This is a genomic window from Halorientalis pallida (assembly GCF_049605515.1).
Classification (GTDB): domain Archaea; phylum Halobacteriota; class Halobacteria; order Halobacteriales; family Haloarculaceae; genus Halorientalis; species Halorientalis pallida_A.
In genome coordinates, this window is record NZ_CP187158.1 from 948,732 (window position 1) to 962,420 (window position 13,689).

General features: G+C 66.5%; 17 protein-coding genes. 11 read left to right on the forward strand and 6 right to left on the reverse strand.

Features of this window, described 5'->3' with window-relative positions:
* Positions 1–70: 70 nt before the first annotated feature.
* Positions 71–1,051 (forward strand): hypothetical protein, encoded by a 981-nt coding sequence (locus ACOZ4N_RS06500; protein WP_424019117.1) that lies wholly within the window; start codon positions 71–73, stop codon positions 1,049–1,051.
* Here ACOZ4N_RS06500 and ACOZ4N_RS06505 read toward each other — a convergent pair.
* Together ACOZ4N_RS06505 and ACOZ4N_RS06510 are read right to left on the reverse strand one after the other, a co-directional pair.
* Positions 1,048–2,307: a Glu/Leu/Phe/Val family dehydrogenase gene (locus tag ACOZ4N_RS06505; RefSeq protein WP_424019118.1), complete on the reverse strand. Its 1,260-nt coding sequence runs from the start codon at positions 2,305–2,307 to the stop codon at positions 1,048–1,050. The two genes, ACOZ4N_RS06500 and ACOZ4N_RS06505, sit on opposite strands and share 4 nt — an antisense overlap.
* Before the next feature lie 79 nt (positions 2,308–2,386).
* Positions 2,387–3,238 carry an HpcH/HpaI aldolase/citrate lyase family protein gene (locus ACOZ4N_RS06510; RefSeq protein ID WP_424019119.1) on the reverse strand — a complete coding sequence of 284 codons (852 nt, stop codon included), beginning with the start codon at positions 3,236–3,238 and terminating at the stop codon, positions 2,387–2,389.
* A 91-nt stretch (positions 3,239–3,329) separates the two neighbouring features.
* Here ACOZ4N_RS06510 and ACOZ4N_RS06515 point away from each other — a divergent pair, with 91 nt between their 5' ends.
* The 3 genes from ACOZ4N_RS06515 (at position 3,330) to ACOZ4N_RS06525 (ending at position 5,032) form a co-directional block, all read left to right on the forward strand.
* Complete coding sequence (locus tag ACOZ4N_RS06515; protein ID WP_424019120.1) at positions 3,330–3,785, forward strand: MaoC family dehydratase; 456 nt, start codon at positions 3,330–3,332, stop codon at positions 3,783–3,785.
* Between the two features lie 140 nt (positions 3,786–3,925).
* On the forward strand, positions 3,926–4,663 hold the full coding sequence (locus ACOZ4N_RS06520; protein WP_424019121.1) for a CAP domain-containing protein: 738 nt from the start codon (positions 3,926–3,928) through the stop codon (positions 4,661–4,663).
* A gap of 102 nt (positions 4,664–4,765) precedes the next feature.
* On the forward strand, positions 4,766–5,032 hold the full coding sequence (locus ACOZ4N_RS06525; RefSeq protein WP_424019122.1) for a hypothetical protein: 267 nt from the start codon (positions 4,766–4,768) through the stop codon (positions 5,030–5,032).
* Positions 5,033–5,084: 52 nt separating this feature from the next.
* On the opposite strand, the gene coxB is transcribed toward ACOZ4N_RS06525, so the two are convergent.
* On the reverse strand, positions 5,085–6,083 hold the full coding sequence (coxB, locus tag ACOZ4N_RS06530) for a cytochrome c oxidase subunit II (RefSeq protein WP_424019123.1): 999 nt from the start codon (positions 6,081–6,083) through the stop codon (positions 5,085–5,087).
* Between the two features lie 144 nt (positions 6,084–6,227).
* Here coxB and cyoE point away from each other — a divergent pair, with 144 nt between their 5' ends.
* The 5 genes from cyoE to ACOZ4N_RS06555 are packed head-to-tail and all read left to right on the forward strand — an operon-like array spanning position 6,228 to position 10,412.
* On the forward strand, positions 6,228–7,661 hold the full coding sequence (cyoE, locus tag ACOZ4N_RS06535) for a heme o synthase (RefSeq protein WP_424019124.1): 1,434 nt from the start codon (positions 6,228–6,230) through the stop codon (positions 7,659–7,661).
* Complete coding sequence (locus ACOZ4N_RS06540) at positions 7,658–8,344, forward strand: DUF7546 family protein (protein ID WP_424019125.1); 687 nt, start codon at positions 7,658–7,660, stop codon at positions 8,342–8,344. The genes cyoE and ACOZ4N_RS06540 overlap by 4 nt, the downstream gene beginning before the upstream one ends.
* A 38-nt stretch (positions 8,345–8,382) precedes the next feature.
* Entirely contained in the window at positions 8,383–8,613 is a 231-nt protein-coding gene (locus ACOZ4N_RS06545; RefSeq protein WP_424019126.1) for a SelT/SelW/SelH family protein, read from the forward strand.
* 48 nt (positions 8,614–8,661) lie between these two features.
* On the forward strand, positions 8,662–9,642 hold the full coding sequence (locus ACOZ4N_RS06550; RefSeq protein WP_424019127.1) for an ABC transporter ATP-binding protein: 981 nt from the start codon (positions 8,662–8,664) through the stop codon (positions 9,640–9,642).
* Positions 9,639–10,412, forward strand: coding sequence for an ABC transporter permease (locus tag ACOZ4N_RS06555; RefSeq protein ID WP_424019128.1), 774 nt, complete (start codon positions 9,639–9,641; stop codon positions 10,410–10,412). The genes ACOZ4N_RS06550 and ACOZ4N_RS06555 overlap by 4 nt, the downstream gene beginning before the upstream one ends.
* Positions 10,413–10,433: 21 nt before the next feature.
* Here the strand turns inward: ACOZ4N_RS06555 and ACOZ4N_RS06560 are convergent, their stop codons facing one another.
* From ACOZ4N_RS06560 to ACOZ4N_RS06570, 3 genes are read right to left on the reverse strand one after another with little or no spacing between them, the layout of a single operon-like run.
* Positions 10,434–10,787, reverse strand: coding sequence for a hypothetical protein (locus ACOZ4N_RS06560; protein ID WP_424019129.1), 354 nt, complete (start codon positions 10,785–10,787; stop codon positions 10,434–10,436).
* A gap of 56 nt (positions 10,788–10,843) precedes the next feature.
* Positions 10,844–11,503 carry a DUF420 domain-containing protein gene (locus ACOZ4N_RS06565; protein ID WP_424019130.1) on the reverse strand — a complete coding sequence of 220 codons (660 nt, stop codon included), beginning with the start codon at positions 11,501–11,503 and terminating at the stop codon, positions 10,844–10,846.
* A 45-nt stretch (positions 11,504–11,548) separates the two neighbouring features.
* Positions 11,549–12,037: a DUF3592 domain-containing protein gene (locus ACOZ4N_RS06570; protein WP_424019131.1), complete on the reverse strand. Its 489-nt coding sequence runs from the start codon at positions 12,035–12,037 to the stop codon at positions 11,549–11,551.
* Between the two features lie 103 nt (positions 12,038–12,140).
* Here ACOZ4N_RS06570 and ACOZ4N_RS06575 point away from each other — a divergent pair, with 103 nt between their 5' ends.
* Together ACOZ4N_RS06575 and meaB are read left to right on the forward strand one after the other, a co-directional pair.
* On the forward strand, positions 12,141–12,560 hold the full coding sequence (locus ACOZ4N_RS06575; protein ID WP_424019132.1) for a cobalamin B12-binding domain-containing protein: 420 nt from the start codon (positions 12,141–12,143) through the stop codon (positions 12,558–12,560).
* Positions 12,557–13,600 carry a methylmalonyl Co-A mutase-associated GTPase MeaB gene (gene meaB, locus ACOZ4N_RS06580; RefSeq protein ID WP_424019133.1) on the forward strand — a complete coding sequence of 348 codons (1,044 nt, stop codon included), beginning with the start codon at positions 12,557–12,559 and terminating at the stop codon, positions 13,598–13,600. Before ACOZ4N_RS06575 ends, meaB begins: the two co-directional genes overlap by 4 nt.
* Positions 13,601–13,689: the final 89 nt, after the last annotated feature.

A 13,689-nucleotide genomic window follows, 5' to 3' on the forward strand; every position in this document is an offset into this window, starting at 1 on the left:
GCGCTGTCCGACGCTCGCCGGCTATCCCGAGTGCCGAAATTTTAACTGTAAGACATATTTTGTGTTCGGCATGGATCGACGACAGTTCGTCAGAGCGGCTGGCACGGCAGGGGCACTGGCGACCACGTCGCTGGCAGGGTGTCTCGGCGGCGTTTTGAACGGTGTCACCGGTGGCGGGGGGAGCGTCAGCGAGGGCGAACCCGCGGCGTACAACGCCTGGATCGGAGCCGGTACGACGGATGGGGCCGGTGGCATCGACGTCTCCTCGGCCAGCGGGTCGATACTCAGACGGGACTGGGGATCAGCACAGGAGAACCAGCGCATCCAGGACGACGCGCTCGCGATGTCCGTCACGGAGTGGGCCGTTCCCATCGGCTGGCTCTCCCAGGCCCTGAATCCGAAAGGGATCGCCAAACCGACCGCCGACGGGTCGAACACGGATCGGTTCACCCTCGTCAACGGGACGCGCGTGTTCGAGGGTGACTACGACACGGACGCCATCCGACAGACACAGGAGCGCAACGCGAGTCGGAGCGAGGAGTACGAGGGGTACACGCTCTACATCGACGGCGGCGCGACGACCGCGGTCTCCGAGGAGGCCGTGCTGTACGTGAGCGACGAGGCGGCCGGCGTCGACGACGCGACGGCGCGAATCGAGGCGACTATCGACGCCGCCACGAACGAGGGTACCCGGTTCGCCGCCGAACACGAGGCGTACGACGAACTCCAGTCTGCACTCCCGATCCGTGGGTACAGCGGTGTCGAATTCGATCCGGATGGTGGCGTCCTCGAGGGCGACTCCGACCGCGACTTCACGACGTTGCAGGATACCGACCTCGACCCGGACGTACTCGGGTTCGCTGGCAGTTCGAGCATCGAAGAAGACGACATGACCGCATCGGTCGCGCTTCGCTATCCCAGCGCCGACGCGGTCGACGACCGCGGGACCATCGAGTCCGAGTTGGGACAGGAGGCCGACGAGCGGGCCATCCAGATCGACGGGCCCCTCGTGATCGTCGAAGGAGAGTACCGGGCTCTCTCGGAGGACTAGGGGAAAACGCCCGCCTCGTCGGCGGCGTTGGCGACGCGCTCGATGGCGGTGACGTAGGCCGCGGTCCGGTAGTTGGGCACGTCGGTTTCCTCGTAGGTATCGGTAAGCGTGTCGAAGGCCTCGGTGACGACGCGTTCGAGTTCCTCGTTGACGCGCTGTTCGGTCCAGTAGAATCGCTGGCGGTTCTGCACCCACTCGAAGTACGAGACCGTGACACCGCCTGCGTTGGCGAGGATGTCGGGGAACACCGCCACGTCGCGGTCGGTCAACACGTCGTCGGCGTTGGGCGTGAGCGGTCCGTTGGCGGCCTCGACGATCACGTCGGCACTGACTCGCTGGGCGATCTCCCTGTCGATAGCGTTTTCGAGCGCCGCCGGGATCAGCAGGTCCACGTCCATCGTCAGCAGTTCCTCGTTCGTCAGTTCCTCGCTGGCACCGGGGTAACCGGCGAGCTGGCCCGTCTCTTTCTTGTGGTCCTTGGCGTCGGCCACGTCGAGGCCGTCGGGCTGGTGAATCGCACCGCTGGAGTCGGAGACGGCGACGACGTTCGCGCCGAGTTCCTCGTCGATCAGTCGGGCGGCGACCGAACCGGCGTTGCCGAAGCCCTGGACTGCGACGGTCGCTTCCGAGGCCGTCTTCCCGAGAAATTCGAACGCTTCCCGCGCCGTGAGCATCACCGAGCGACCAGTCGCCTCGACGCGGCCAGCGCTTCCCCCGCTCGTCGGTGCCTTCCCCGTTACCGTCCCCGGTGCGGTGGTGTTTTCGAGGGTCTCGTAGGTGTCTTTGATCCAGTTCATCTCCCGCTGACCGGTGTTCACGTCCGGGGCGGGGATGTCCCGATCCGGGCCGATCAGCGGCCGGAGTTCTTTGGCGTACGACCGCGTGACCCGCTCCAGTTCCGACAGCGAGTACTCGCGCGGGTCGATCACGATGCCGCCTTTCCCGCCGCCGTAGGGGATGTCGACGGTCGCGCACTTGTACACCATCCACCCCGAGAGCGCCTTGACCTCGTCGCGGCTGACGTTGGGATGGTACCGGATCCCTCCTTTGTAGGGACCGCGGTCGCCGTTGAACTGCGACCGGAAGGCGGTGAACACCTCGATCGACCCGTCGTCCATCTCGACCGAGAGGGTGGTCTCGAGGACGCGCTCGGGCCGTTTCAGCCGTTCGAGCACGTCGGAGTCCACGTCGACGTACGCGGCCGCGTCGTCGATCTGCTCCTGCAGACTCTCGAACGGGTTTACGTCGCCAGACATGCCAGATTCCTCGACCGTTTCGGTAGTAAACGTTGTGGTGTTATTATCATGTGGAAGAATTAATATTGTATAAGGTAAACTACCGCCTCCCCGCGGCGCGTGCCCGGTCGAGTACCTGTTCGGCCTGGGCGATCAAGGGCGCGTCGATCATCTCGTCGTCGACGCGGAACACGCCGCGGCCCTCCGCGTCGGCTTCGGCCTTGGCCGCCAGCACGCGCTCGGCCCAGTCGATGCGCTCCTCGCTCGGGGTAAACGCGTCGTTGATGATCGGCACCTGGGCGGGGTGAATCGCCATCTTCCCGTCGAATCCAAGCTGGACGGTGAACTCGGCGGCCGAAGCCAGTCCCTCGGAATCGTCCACGTCGACGTGGATCGTATCGAGCGCGTCGATGCCCGCGGCCGCGGCGGCGAGGACGATCTGCTCGCGGGCGTGGAGCACCTCGATACCCTCCTCGGTCCGCGTCGCGCCGATGTCTGCGGCGAGGTCTTCGGCCCCGATGGCGACGGCGTCCACCCGGTCGGCCGCGGCGATCTCCTCGGCGTGGAGGACACCTGCCGCCGACTCGATCAGCGCGACAACGGGGACCTCGACACCGTGGTCGTCGAGCAGATCGACGACGCGTTCGAGACCCGCCGCGTCGCCGACTTTCGGTACCATCACGGCGTCGACGGCCGTCGGATCGGCCAGCGCAGTGGGAACGTCGGCGTCGGCCACCGTCCCCGGCGGGTTGACGCGCACCCAGACCGAGCAGTCGGGGTCGAATTCGGAGTCCGTGAGGACCTCGTTGATGGCCTCCCGGGCCGCGGGTTTCCGGTCGGGGACGACCGCGTCTTCGAGGTCGAACACGACGGCGTCGGCCCCGGAACCGGGCGCTTTCCGCATGAGGTCCGGCTGGTCACCGGGGGAGAACAGGACGCTTCTGCGAGCCATATCCTGGCGTGTGTGCCCAGCCGTAAGTCCGTTCCCCCCGGCGAATCGACCCGGCGTCACCGTTATTGGTCCCGGGGACGACGGGGCGGCCATGACTGGTCTGTATTACGAGGACTTCGAGGTCGGGGAGACGATCCGCCACGAGAAACGCCGGACGATCTCCGAGAGCGACAACCAGCGGTTCTGTGACATGACGATGAACCAGCAACCGCTCCACCTCGACGAGGCGTTCGCTGCCGAGACGGACTTCGGCGAGCGGATCGTCAACGGTCTCCTGACCATGAGCCTCGCCGTCGGCCTGACGATTCCCGACACGACCGACGGGACAATCGTCGCGAACCTCTCGTACGACAACGTTGAACATCCGGCCCCGGTCTACCACGGCGACACGATCCGAGCCCAGTCGACGGTCACGGACAAACGCGAGACGAGCGACGGCGACCGTGGTGTCGTGACGATGCACGTCGAGGCGTTCGTCGTCGGCGAGGACGAGCGACTGGTCTGTGAGTTCGACCGGACGGCACTCTCGCTGAAGCGACCGGACTGACTGGTGGCGAGGCGGGATCGGAGCCACCTGCGGAGGGGTCGTGAGCCGAACCGGCGGGAATCAGCGAGTGTAACGACCGATTACGAGAGGGAGAAGCCCACCAAAAGTTGATTTACTAGGTCGGTAATGGGTCATATAGTATGGTGAACAAGGCGGCGTTGTCGGTACTTGGCGTCATCGTTCTCGTCTCGATGGGTGTGGGTGTACTCATCGGGATGCAGATCGGTGGTGGGGGTGCCGACACGACGAGCATGTCGACCCCGACACCCGGCGAGAGCACGGCACAGGGACAGAGCGACGGTGAATCGAACCCCCGAGCGCGAACCACGATTCCCGGCGGAGAGGTGGAGACCGTCCAGCCACCCGAGGACGAGCAGACGATTCCCGCCAGACGATTCGAGAGACGGGAGATCAGCGCGGAGATCAAACGCCTGATCAACCAGCGCCGGACGGATCGTGATCTGTCGAATCTGATCACGGACGGACAGGTCACGGACAAACTCGACAGGATGGCCCGCAGTCACAGCGTGGCGATGGCCGACGAGGCACGTGTCAGCCACAGTATCGACGGGAACACCAGTCGCGACCGGTACGAGGCGGCCGGCCTGTACAGCTCCTGCCAGTTCGAGTCCGACCCCGGAACCTACGTCGTCGACGCGCGGTACAACCGACTCGAAGTGATCGACCACGTAGTCGCCGGACGGACCCACGACGGTGAATTCCTCGAGAACGAGGAGGAAGTCGCGCAGGCCATCGTCTCCGACTGGTTCTCCGGAACGAGCCGCGATCGGCTCCTCTATCAGAACGCCAAGCAGATCGGCGTCGGCATCGAGATCACCCAGGACGGCGACGTCTACGCGACCGGGAACCTCTGTTAACCCCGCACTCGCCGTTTCTCGTCTCGGCTTCCCGTCCGGAGCCCTCGGCAAGACTTGCGATAACGTTATATGGTACCGATACACATACTACGAGCGAGAACGATGTCCGGACCCAACTGGATGCGATCAGCGGACGAGCGGATTCTCCGGCAGCTCCAGGAGGAGCGGCCGGACTACCTCGCGCTGGTCGCGAACCGTCTCGGGATGCACCTGCGCTACGTCGAACGCCGGTGTGCGGTCCTCGTCGATCACGGGATGGTGGAACCGGTCAGTGGCGAAGTCGTCTACCGGACGACCGAGCGCGGCGAACGATTTCTGGAAGAAGCCGAGTTAGAGACGGAGACAGCGGACACGGCGACGAGTGACTGATCGGGCCGAACGCTGGTTGTCGCGACGAATCGAAACGGAAAGAGCGACGCCGTTACCCCTGTGCGCCGAACCAGGTCCGGGCCAGCCAGGAGTCGTAGTTCGACTGTGACCGGACTTCGACGGTCCCGAGCATCCCGGAGTGCCCGACACCGCAGTACTCGGCGCAGTAGAGCTGGTACTCGCCCGTCGACGTGGGCCTGGTGACGATGTAGTTCGACTGGCCGGGCAGTGCGTCCATCTTGAGCCCCAGGTCGGGAACGTGGAACGCGTGCAACCAGTCACGCGATGTGATGTTCAGGCGCACGTTCTCGTCTTTGGGCATCACCAGCGTGTTCGTGCTCTTGACGGTGGCGTCGGAGATGCTCGCACCCTCCACGGCTGCCCCGCTGACGCTCACGTCGGTGAAGCTCACCTGTTCACCGGTCTCGTACTGGGAGGCGTTGCCCGCGCCTGCGGTCACGGTCCCGTTGACCAGCGAGGCGCTATCGAGCGCGCCGTCCCCGGCACTGGAGGCCGACCCACCCGATATCACGATTCCCTCGCTGGTGACGTTCTCGACGGTCGCGCCCTCGATCGAGACGTTCGTCATCGACACGTCGGTGGCGCTCGCACCGTCGACGCTGACGTTCCGGTAGACGAAGTTCCAGTTGTACTTCTGGCCGTACACTTCGACCTCCTCGGCCGCGTTGCCGGGCATCTCTGCCTGTGACTCCGCGGCGACGTAGGGGTTCCCGAGCACCTGGTAGGAGGCGACGCCGACGAAAAGCAGAATGACGGCCGTCGCGACGGTCCAGGTGATCTCCAGTCGACGGTTCTCCTGGGTCGGCTTCGCCTCGTCGGTCTTGCTGAACTTCCAGACGGTGTAGATCAGGATCCCCTCGACGAGGATCGTGATCGGGACCGCCACGTAGATCAGGTTACTGTTCAGTCCCCAGATCGCTCCTTCGGTGGTCGACGCGTACCCTGACTGGGCGGCCGCGGGTTCGACCGCCATCAGCAGCAACGCAGCACCGAAAAGCGCCAGTGCCCCGACGCGCTTGCGGTTCATCATTACGCGGGGCTTAGGAATTGGGCCATAAATAGCTGCTGTCTTCGGGCGAGTTCGGCCCCCCTGCGACGGTTTCGCGCGGTGTCGGGAGTCGCCTGACTGACCGAAAGCGCGGGTCATAAGTACGCCCACTCCAAGGATTCGGTAGTGAGAGGTACAGCCGTGATCGAACGCTATTCTCGTCCCAGTTTCGCGACGCTGCTGGCCGGATCGGCAGTCGGTGTCTACCTGCTCGTCGTCGCCGGCGCGACGGCGGCCATCGCGGACGCCGCGAGCGCCTGCTCGGCGTGGCCGGTCTGTTCCAGCCCGCCGTCGCTCGCCGAGCCCGCACTGCTCGTCGCCTGGGGGCACCGCGTAGTCGCGGCGGTCGTCGGCGTGCTGGTCCTCACCACCGCAGTGGTCGGCCTGCGCCGATCCACCGTCTCGCGTCGCGTGAAGGCCGCGCTCGGGTTCGCACTCGTCCTCTTTCCGGTGCAGGTCGCACTGGGCGCACAGGTCGCGACGACCGGTGCCGCGAACCCGTTCCCGGCCGCCCACCTGCTCACCGGAATGGGCATCTTCGCCGGATTGACGCTCGCTCTCGCGTGGGACCTCGAACCCCGCGACGCCGATGCGTCGGCGGCCGACCCCGACCCGGAGCCGACGCCGGCCACGGAGCCGGCGACCGAACCCGGGGACCAGCCACCGCTTCCGGAGAGTTCGTTCGCGCGTGCGATCCACGTCGTCGAGGCGTACTTCCGTCTGATGAAGCCGCGCCTGATGTGGCTGCTCTGTCTCGTGGCGTCGGCCGGGATGGCGCTGGCCGCCGGTGCCGCCGGGACGGACCTGACGGTCCGAACCATCGTGTTGACGCTGGGCGGCGGCGTCCTCGCCATCGGGGCGAGCGGAACGTTCAACCACGTCCTCGAACGCGACCGGGACAAGAAGATGGACCGGACCAGCGACCGGCCGGTCGCGACCCACCAGTTGCCGGTCCGCAACGCCGTCGCGTTCGGGCTGGCGCTTGCGGCCGCCTCCGTGGCCGTCTTCCTGCAGGTGAACCTGCTCGCGGCCGCGCTGGGCCTGTCGGCCATCCTGTTCTACAGCGTCGTCTACACGCTCGTCCTCAAGCCCAACACCGTGCAGAACACGGTCATCGGCGGGGCGGCCGGTGCCCTGCCGGCCCTGATCGGCTCGGCCGCCGTGACGGGGACGGTCGGTCTGCCGGGCCTGATGCTGGCCGGCGTCATCTTCGTCTGGACGCCGGCGCACTTCTACAACCTCGCGCTCGCGTACAAGGACGACTACGAGCGCGGCGGCTTCCCGATGATGCCGGTCGTCCGCGGTGAGGCGACCACCCGCAAACACATCCTGCTGTGGCTGGGAACGACGCTCCTGGCCGCGGCGGGGCTGGCGGCCCTGACGAACCTCGGCTGGCTGTACGCAATCACGACCACCGCACTCGGCGCGGTGTTCCTGTGGGCGGTCGTCCGCCTCCACCGCGAACGGGACGAGTCCGCGGCGTTCCGGGCGTTCCACGCCTCGAACGCCTACCTCGGTGCGCTCCTGCTCGCAATCGTCGTCGACGCACTCGTCGTATGACCACCGACGCCACGATCACCGACCGACTCGCGGGCCTCAGACCGACCCGGGAGGACCTGCTGATCGCACTGCTGATCGTCAACTCCGAGGTGCTCCTGCTGGGCGTCTACTGGCTCGTCAGCCCGAGCGAGTTGACCAGCATCTGGGCGGTCCGCTACTGGCTCTACCCGTTCATCTGGATCAACGTCGGACTGTTGGCAATCTTCCGGACGACGCCGGCCCCGGCTCCCAGCCGTGACCGCTGGCTCGCGGGCGGCATCGCGGTCGGCTACTTCGCCGTACTGGCCTACGCCGGCGGGATCGTCGGCCCCGCCAGTAGCATGGCCGGACGGAGCCTGCGGGTCACGGTGCTGGCACTACCACCGGGCTGGGCCCCGACGCTCATCTACAACGGGACCTACCTCTCGGCGGCGCTGTTCCCGTTCAAAGTCGTCGGCTACGTCGCGCTGGCCTATCTCGTGTACGCGACGGTGCTGGACGCCACGGGGTCGGCGGTGACGGGCCTGCTCGGCCTGCTCTCCTGTGTGAGCTGTAGCTGGCCGGTCCTCGCCTCGCTGGCGACGGGCCTCCTGGGAAGCGGGAGCGCCCTCGCCGGCGCGGTGTACACCCAGTCCTACGGCCTCTCGACGCTCGTGTTCGTGGTGACGGTCGGCCTGCTGTACTGGCGGCCGTTCGGGCGGTGACGGACGGGTTTTTCCGCATCACTCGCCAACTTCGTGGTATGCCAGAAGTCGAGATCGAGTACTGCGTCCCCTGTGGTTTCCTCGACCGCGCCGAGAACGTCCAGCACGTCCTGCTGACGACGTTCGGCGAGCGACTGGACGCGGTGACGCTCCGAACCGGCGCGAACGGCGTGTTTCGCGTGACCGTCGACGGCGAGCGGGTGTACGACAAGCAAGAGGACGCCTTCGACGTGGACGAGATCGTCCGCCGAGTGCGCGACCACGTCTGACGGCACCGAACCGACGGGCTTAGGGCGGTACCGGACCGCCATCCGACAATGACAGCAGCCGTCGTCGCCGAGGACGTTCGTCGGGTCTACGGCGACACGACCGCACTCGACGGGGTCTCGCTCACCGTGGACGAGGGGGACGTGTTCGCGCTGATCGGACCGAACGGCGCGGGAAAGACCACACTCGTCCGAGCCGTGCTCGGCACGACCGACGCCGAGGGCGACGTGACGGTGTTCGGAACGGACCCCAGAGCGGTCGAGCGGGCGCGGCTGGGGTCGCTCCCCCAGTCGTTCGAACCGCCCGCGCGGCTGACCGCCCGTGAACTGCTCGATTATTACGGCGGACTCTACGACGAGAGCCGGCCGGTCGCGGACGTACTGGACGACGTTGGACTGGCCGACGACGCCGACACCTGGTACGAGAACCTCTCGGGCGGCCAACAGCGTCGGGTCTGTGTCGGGACCGCGCTGGTCAACGACCCCGACCTGCTCGTACTCGACGAACCGACGACGGGCATCGACCCCGCGGGCCGGCGGGCGCTCTGGCGACTCATCGAAGACCTCGCCGCCGGCGGGACGACCGTCTTCCTGACGACCCACTACATGGCCGAGGCCGAACGGCTGGCCGACGAGGTGGGCCTGCTGGCCGACGGGCAACTCGTCGCCCGGGACTCGCCCGACGCGTTGATCGCCGACCACGGCGGGGAGAGTCGACTGGTGATCGACACCGACGCCGACCCCGCGATCACCGGCGATCTGGACTACCCGGCCGAACTCGCGGACGGCCAGTTGACCGTCTACGACGTGCCGCCAGAGGAGATCGGCACGGTCGTCGCCGCCCTCGACGCGGCCGGTGCGACCTACGAGTCGATCAACTGGACCGAACCCGACCTCGAAGACGTGTATCTCGATCTGACGGGGCAGGCAGTCACCGCGAGCGGCGAGACGGTCAGCCGCGGGGAGACGCCGCTGGCCGACGGCGGGCGGCTGGACGGTGACGCTATCGAGACTGGAGGTGAGCCACGATGACGGCAGTCGGCCGGATCGGTGCGGCGACCGTCGCCGCCGGGAAGTCGTTCCTGCGCCGGCGGACGGCCGTCTTCTTCACCTTCTTCTTCCCGGTCATCATCATCCTGATCTTCGGGGCGCTGGTCCAGACCGGCGGCGGTGGGACGGGGCTGTTCACCGAACCGGCGGCGTACTACGTGCCCGGCTATCTGGCCGTGGTCGTCCTGTTCACGCCGCTCTCGCGAGTTGGGAGCGAGGTCGCCCGCCACCGCGAGGGCAATCAGTTCGAGAAACTGGCGACGACGCCGCTCTCGCGGTCGGAGTGGCTGCTCGCACAGACGCTGGTCAACGTCGTCATCATCGGCCTCGCCGGCTTGCTGTTGCTCGGTCTGATCGTCGTCGTCACTGGAGCCGAGATCGCGTTCTCGCCGCTCCTGATCCCGTTCGTCTTCCTCGGCGTCGCGCTGTTCTGTGGTGGGGGTGCGCTGATCGGCAGTTTCGCCGGCTCACAGGACGGCGTCATCGCCGCGAGCAACGGGATCGCGCTCCCCTTGCTCTTTCTCTCGGAGACGTTCGTCCCGCCGTCGATGCTCCCCGAGTGGTTCCGGCCCGCCATCCTGCTGTCACCCTTGACCTACTTCTCGCGCGGCGTGCGAGCGGCGACCTACGGTCCCGGGATCGAACCGCTGGCCGGGTTGCCGACGGGCTGGCCGTTCTATCTCGGTGTGCTGGCCGGGCTGACGCTGGTCTTTTTCGCCGGCGGTGCCGCGGCGCTCCCGCGGACGGATTGAGAGGGTTCGTCCCCCGACAGCTCACATGTCGGCGTCTTTCGCGATCTCGAACACGTCGGCTATCGGGGCCGTCTCGTCCCAGTCGTACGAGACGACGACGGCCTCGTGACGGGTGGACGGGAACTGGAAGACGACGATATCCTCGAAGAAGTACATCTCTCCGTAGTACTCGCCCCCCTCGATGGTCTGGCGCAGGTTACCGGCCGAAATTCGGTTCCCCATGTGCTCGCGGTACGTCGCCTCGAAATCCGACTCGGAATACGTGTCTGCCACGTCGTCCCTGACGTACAGCAGGTCCCACGTGACTTCCGAGAGCGCGAAGACGAGGCGGAGATTCGCGTCCACATCCCGAAACTCCCGAACGAGTTCGTCCATGTTATAGGACACTGACGGACAGATACATCAAATTACCTCCAGATCCGGGCCCGGAATCACTCGCAGTCGAAGATCGGACGGACGGCCGAGAGGGGCCGCGTGGAGAACAGCAACAGGAGCAACCCGGCGCTGTGGCCCCGCGGCGTCCAGCCGTAGACGTGGTTCAGGAGGATGTAGGTCACGATACCCAGCGCGAGCGAGAGGCCCCACGCGGCGACGGCGATCCGGCCGACCCTGGCGTGGATGGTGTCCCGCAACTCGGCGGGCGAGTGCGTCAGCCCGAGGACGACGGCGTGAAGGACGACCGGGACCGCCAGCGCCGACAGCAGGATGTGGATCGCGAGCATGACGAGATACGCGACCCTGACTGGCCCCTCGACGGCGATGGCCTTCTCGAACCCGCCCCCGACCTTCAGGAGGTAGAGGACGAGAAAGACCATGATGAGGGTGAACGCGGTCAGCATGGCCGCGCGGTGTTTCCGGATCTGGTCGTTCCGGATGAAGTAGACGCCGGCGACGATGGCGGTGAGTGCGAGCGTGTTGACGACGGCGATGGCGTCACCCAGGAAGATGACCGTTCCCCGGCTGAACTCCGGGAGCGGGAGGAACCCGCCGAACGCGCCGATCACGAGGGCGTACCCGATGATCGAGAGAATCGTCGTGACGGCGCGCGGGTGAGCCTTCGGCCAGCGCTGGAGGTCGTCGGCGACTGCCATACCCGATCGTGAGGACGCCTCGGGCATCAGTCCGTCGGAACCCGCTCACTCGTCGGTCGAGCGCAGGCCCGAGACGGTCAGTTTTCCACCGCCGACGAGAAGCGGTGCCCCGATCAGGATGCCGACGGCGTACCCGCCGACGCTGACGAGGCGCTCGCCGAGTGGCTTTCGCTCCAGAAACGCGCGATCCGGGTCGCTTGGATCGACGAACACCGTCGTGTTCTCGCCGGACTCGTACCCCGAGACTCGATCACGGGCTTTCGATTCCGAGTACGGTGGGTGGCCGAATCCGGGATAGAAGTTATCGTCCTGGACGGTCTCGCCGTCGATCTCGTACTCGTAGACGACGACCGGCCGGTACTCCTCGTCGTCGTCGTACTCCTCGATCCCGGTTTCGATCACGGTCGCCTGCACTCGTTCGTACCCCGAGGCCCCGGTGATCGCCGGGACGATTCCGTGCACGCTGCCGGCCAGCATGGCGAACCCCAAAATGGCCAGCGCGATGCCACCCTTCACCGGACTGCCCTCCGACATGTCCGCGAGAAATACAGTTCGATACATCAATATTCCGTTCGCGACCGACGTGGACCGTTCCGTAACGGCAAGAGTGAAAGTGACCAACGTGTTACGAGGTGGCATGAGCGAAGCGCAGGAACAGCGGACGATCCGGTGTCTCGTCGGAAAGGTCGGGCTGGACGGTCACGACCGGGGCGCTCACGTCATCGCGCGGGCGTTCCGCGACGCCGGCTTCGAGGTCATCTACTCGGGTCTGCACAAAGCCCCCGACGAGATCGTTCAGGCGACGGTTCAGGAGGACGTGGACGTACTCGGCATCTCCATCCTCTCGGGCGCACACAGTACGCTCGTTCCGAAGATCATGGACGGACTCGAGGAGTACGGGGCGAAAGAGGACACGCTGATCCTCGTCGGCGGGATCATCCCCGAGGAGGACCGGGACGAACTGCTCGATCTCGGTGTCGCACGCATCTTCGGCCCCGGAGCGTCCATGGACGAGATCGTCGACTTCGTCCAGGAGAACGCGCCCGAGCGACGATGACGGATCTGATCGAGGACCTCCTCGACGGCGACCACCGCGCGCTGGCCCGCACGATCACCAAGATCGAGGACCGCGCGCCGGGCTACCGCGACCTCGTGTCGGAACTCCACGAACACACCGGCCACGCCGACGTGATCGGCATCACCGGCAGCCCCGGCGCGGGCAAGTCGACGCTGGTCGACAAGATGGCCGAGGAGTACCGCAACCGTGGGCTCACCGTCGGCGTGATCGCCATCGACCCGTCCTCGCCGTTCACCGGTGGCGCGGTCCTCGGGGATCGCATCCGGATGGCCTCGAACACGGGCGACATGGACGTGTTCTTCCGCTCGATGTCCGCGCGTGGCTCGCTGGGTGGGCTCTCGACGGCCACCACGGACGCCGTCAAAGCGCTGGACGCCTTCGGGAAGGACAAGATCATCATCGAGACCGTCGGGGCCGGACAGAACGAGGTCGACATCGTCCGGACCGCCGACACCGTCGCCGTGCTGGTCCCACCGGCCAGCGGCGACGACGTGCAGATGCTCAAGGCCGGTATCCTCGAGATCGCGGACCTGTTCGTCGTCAACAAGGCCGATCTGGACGGGGCCAACAGGACGGTCCAGGAACTCCGGGAGATGATCGAGATGCGCCGGGACGAACTCGCCGTCGCCACCGGCCACCACGGAACGGTCGAGAAGACGGGCGACGAGGGCGAGGCCAGCGATGCGGCCGACGACGAGGCCCCCTCCTGGTCACCGCCCATCGTCGAGACGGTGGCCAAGCGTGGCGACGGACTGGCGGACCTCCTCTCGGTACTGGACGACCACCGCGAGTACCTCGTCGAGTCGGGCCGCCTGGAGACAAAGGCCCGCGACCGCTACGCCGCCGAGATCCGGACGCTCCTGCGGGAAGACACGGCCGACCTCCTGGCCGAGGAGATCGAGGCCCGCGGCGGCATCGAGGGATTCGTCGACCGCGTCCTCGACCGCGAGACCGACCCCTACGCCGTCGCCGACGAACTGCTTTCCCCCATCGAGGAGTGCGTCGAGGAGAATAGATGACGAGCGCGTTCCCACGTTCCGGGAACCCCCGGCGGGTTTTAGGCCGAGTGCTTGTAACTATGACACAATACCATCCCGACCAACGGCCG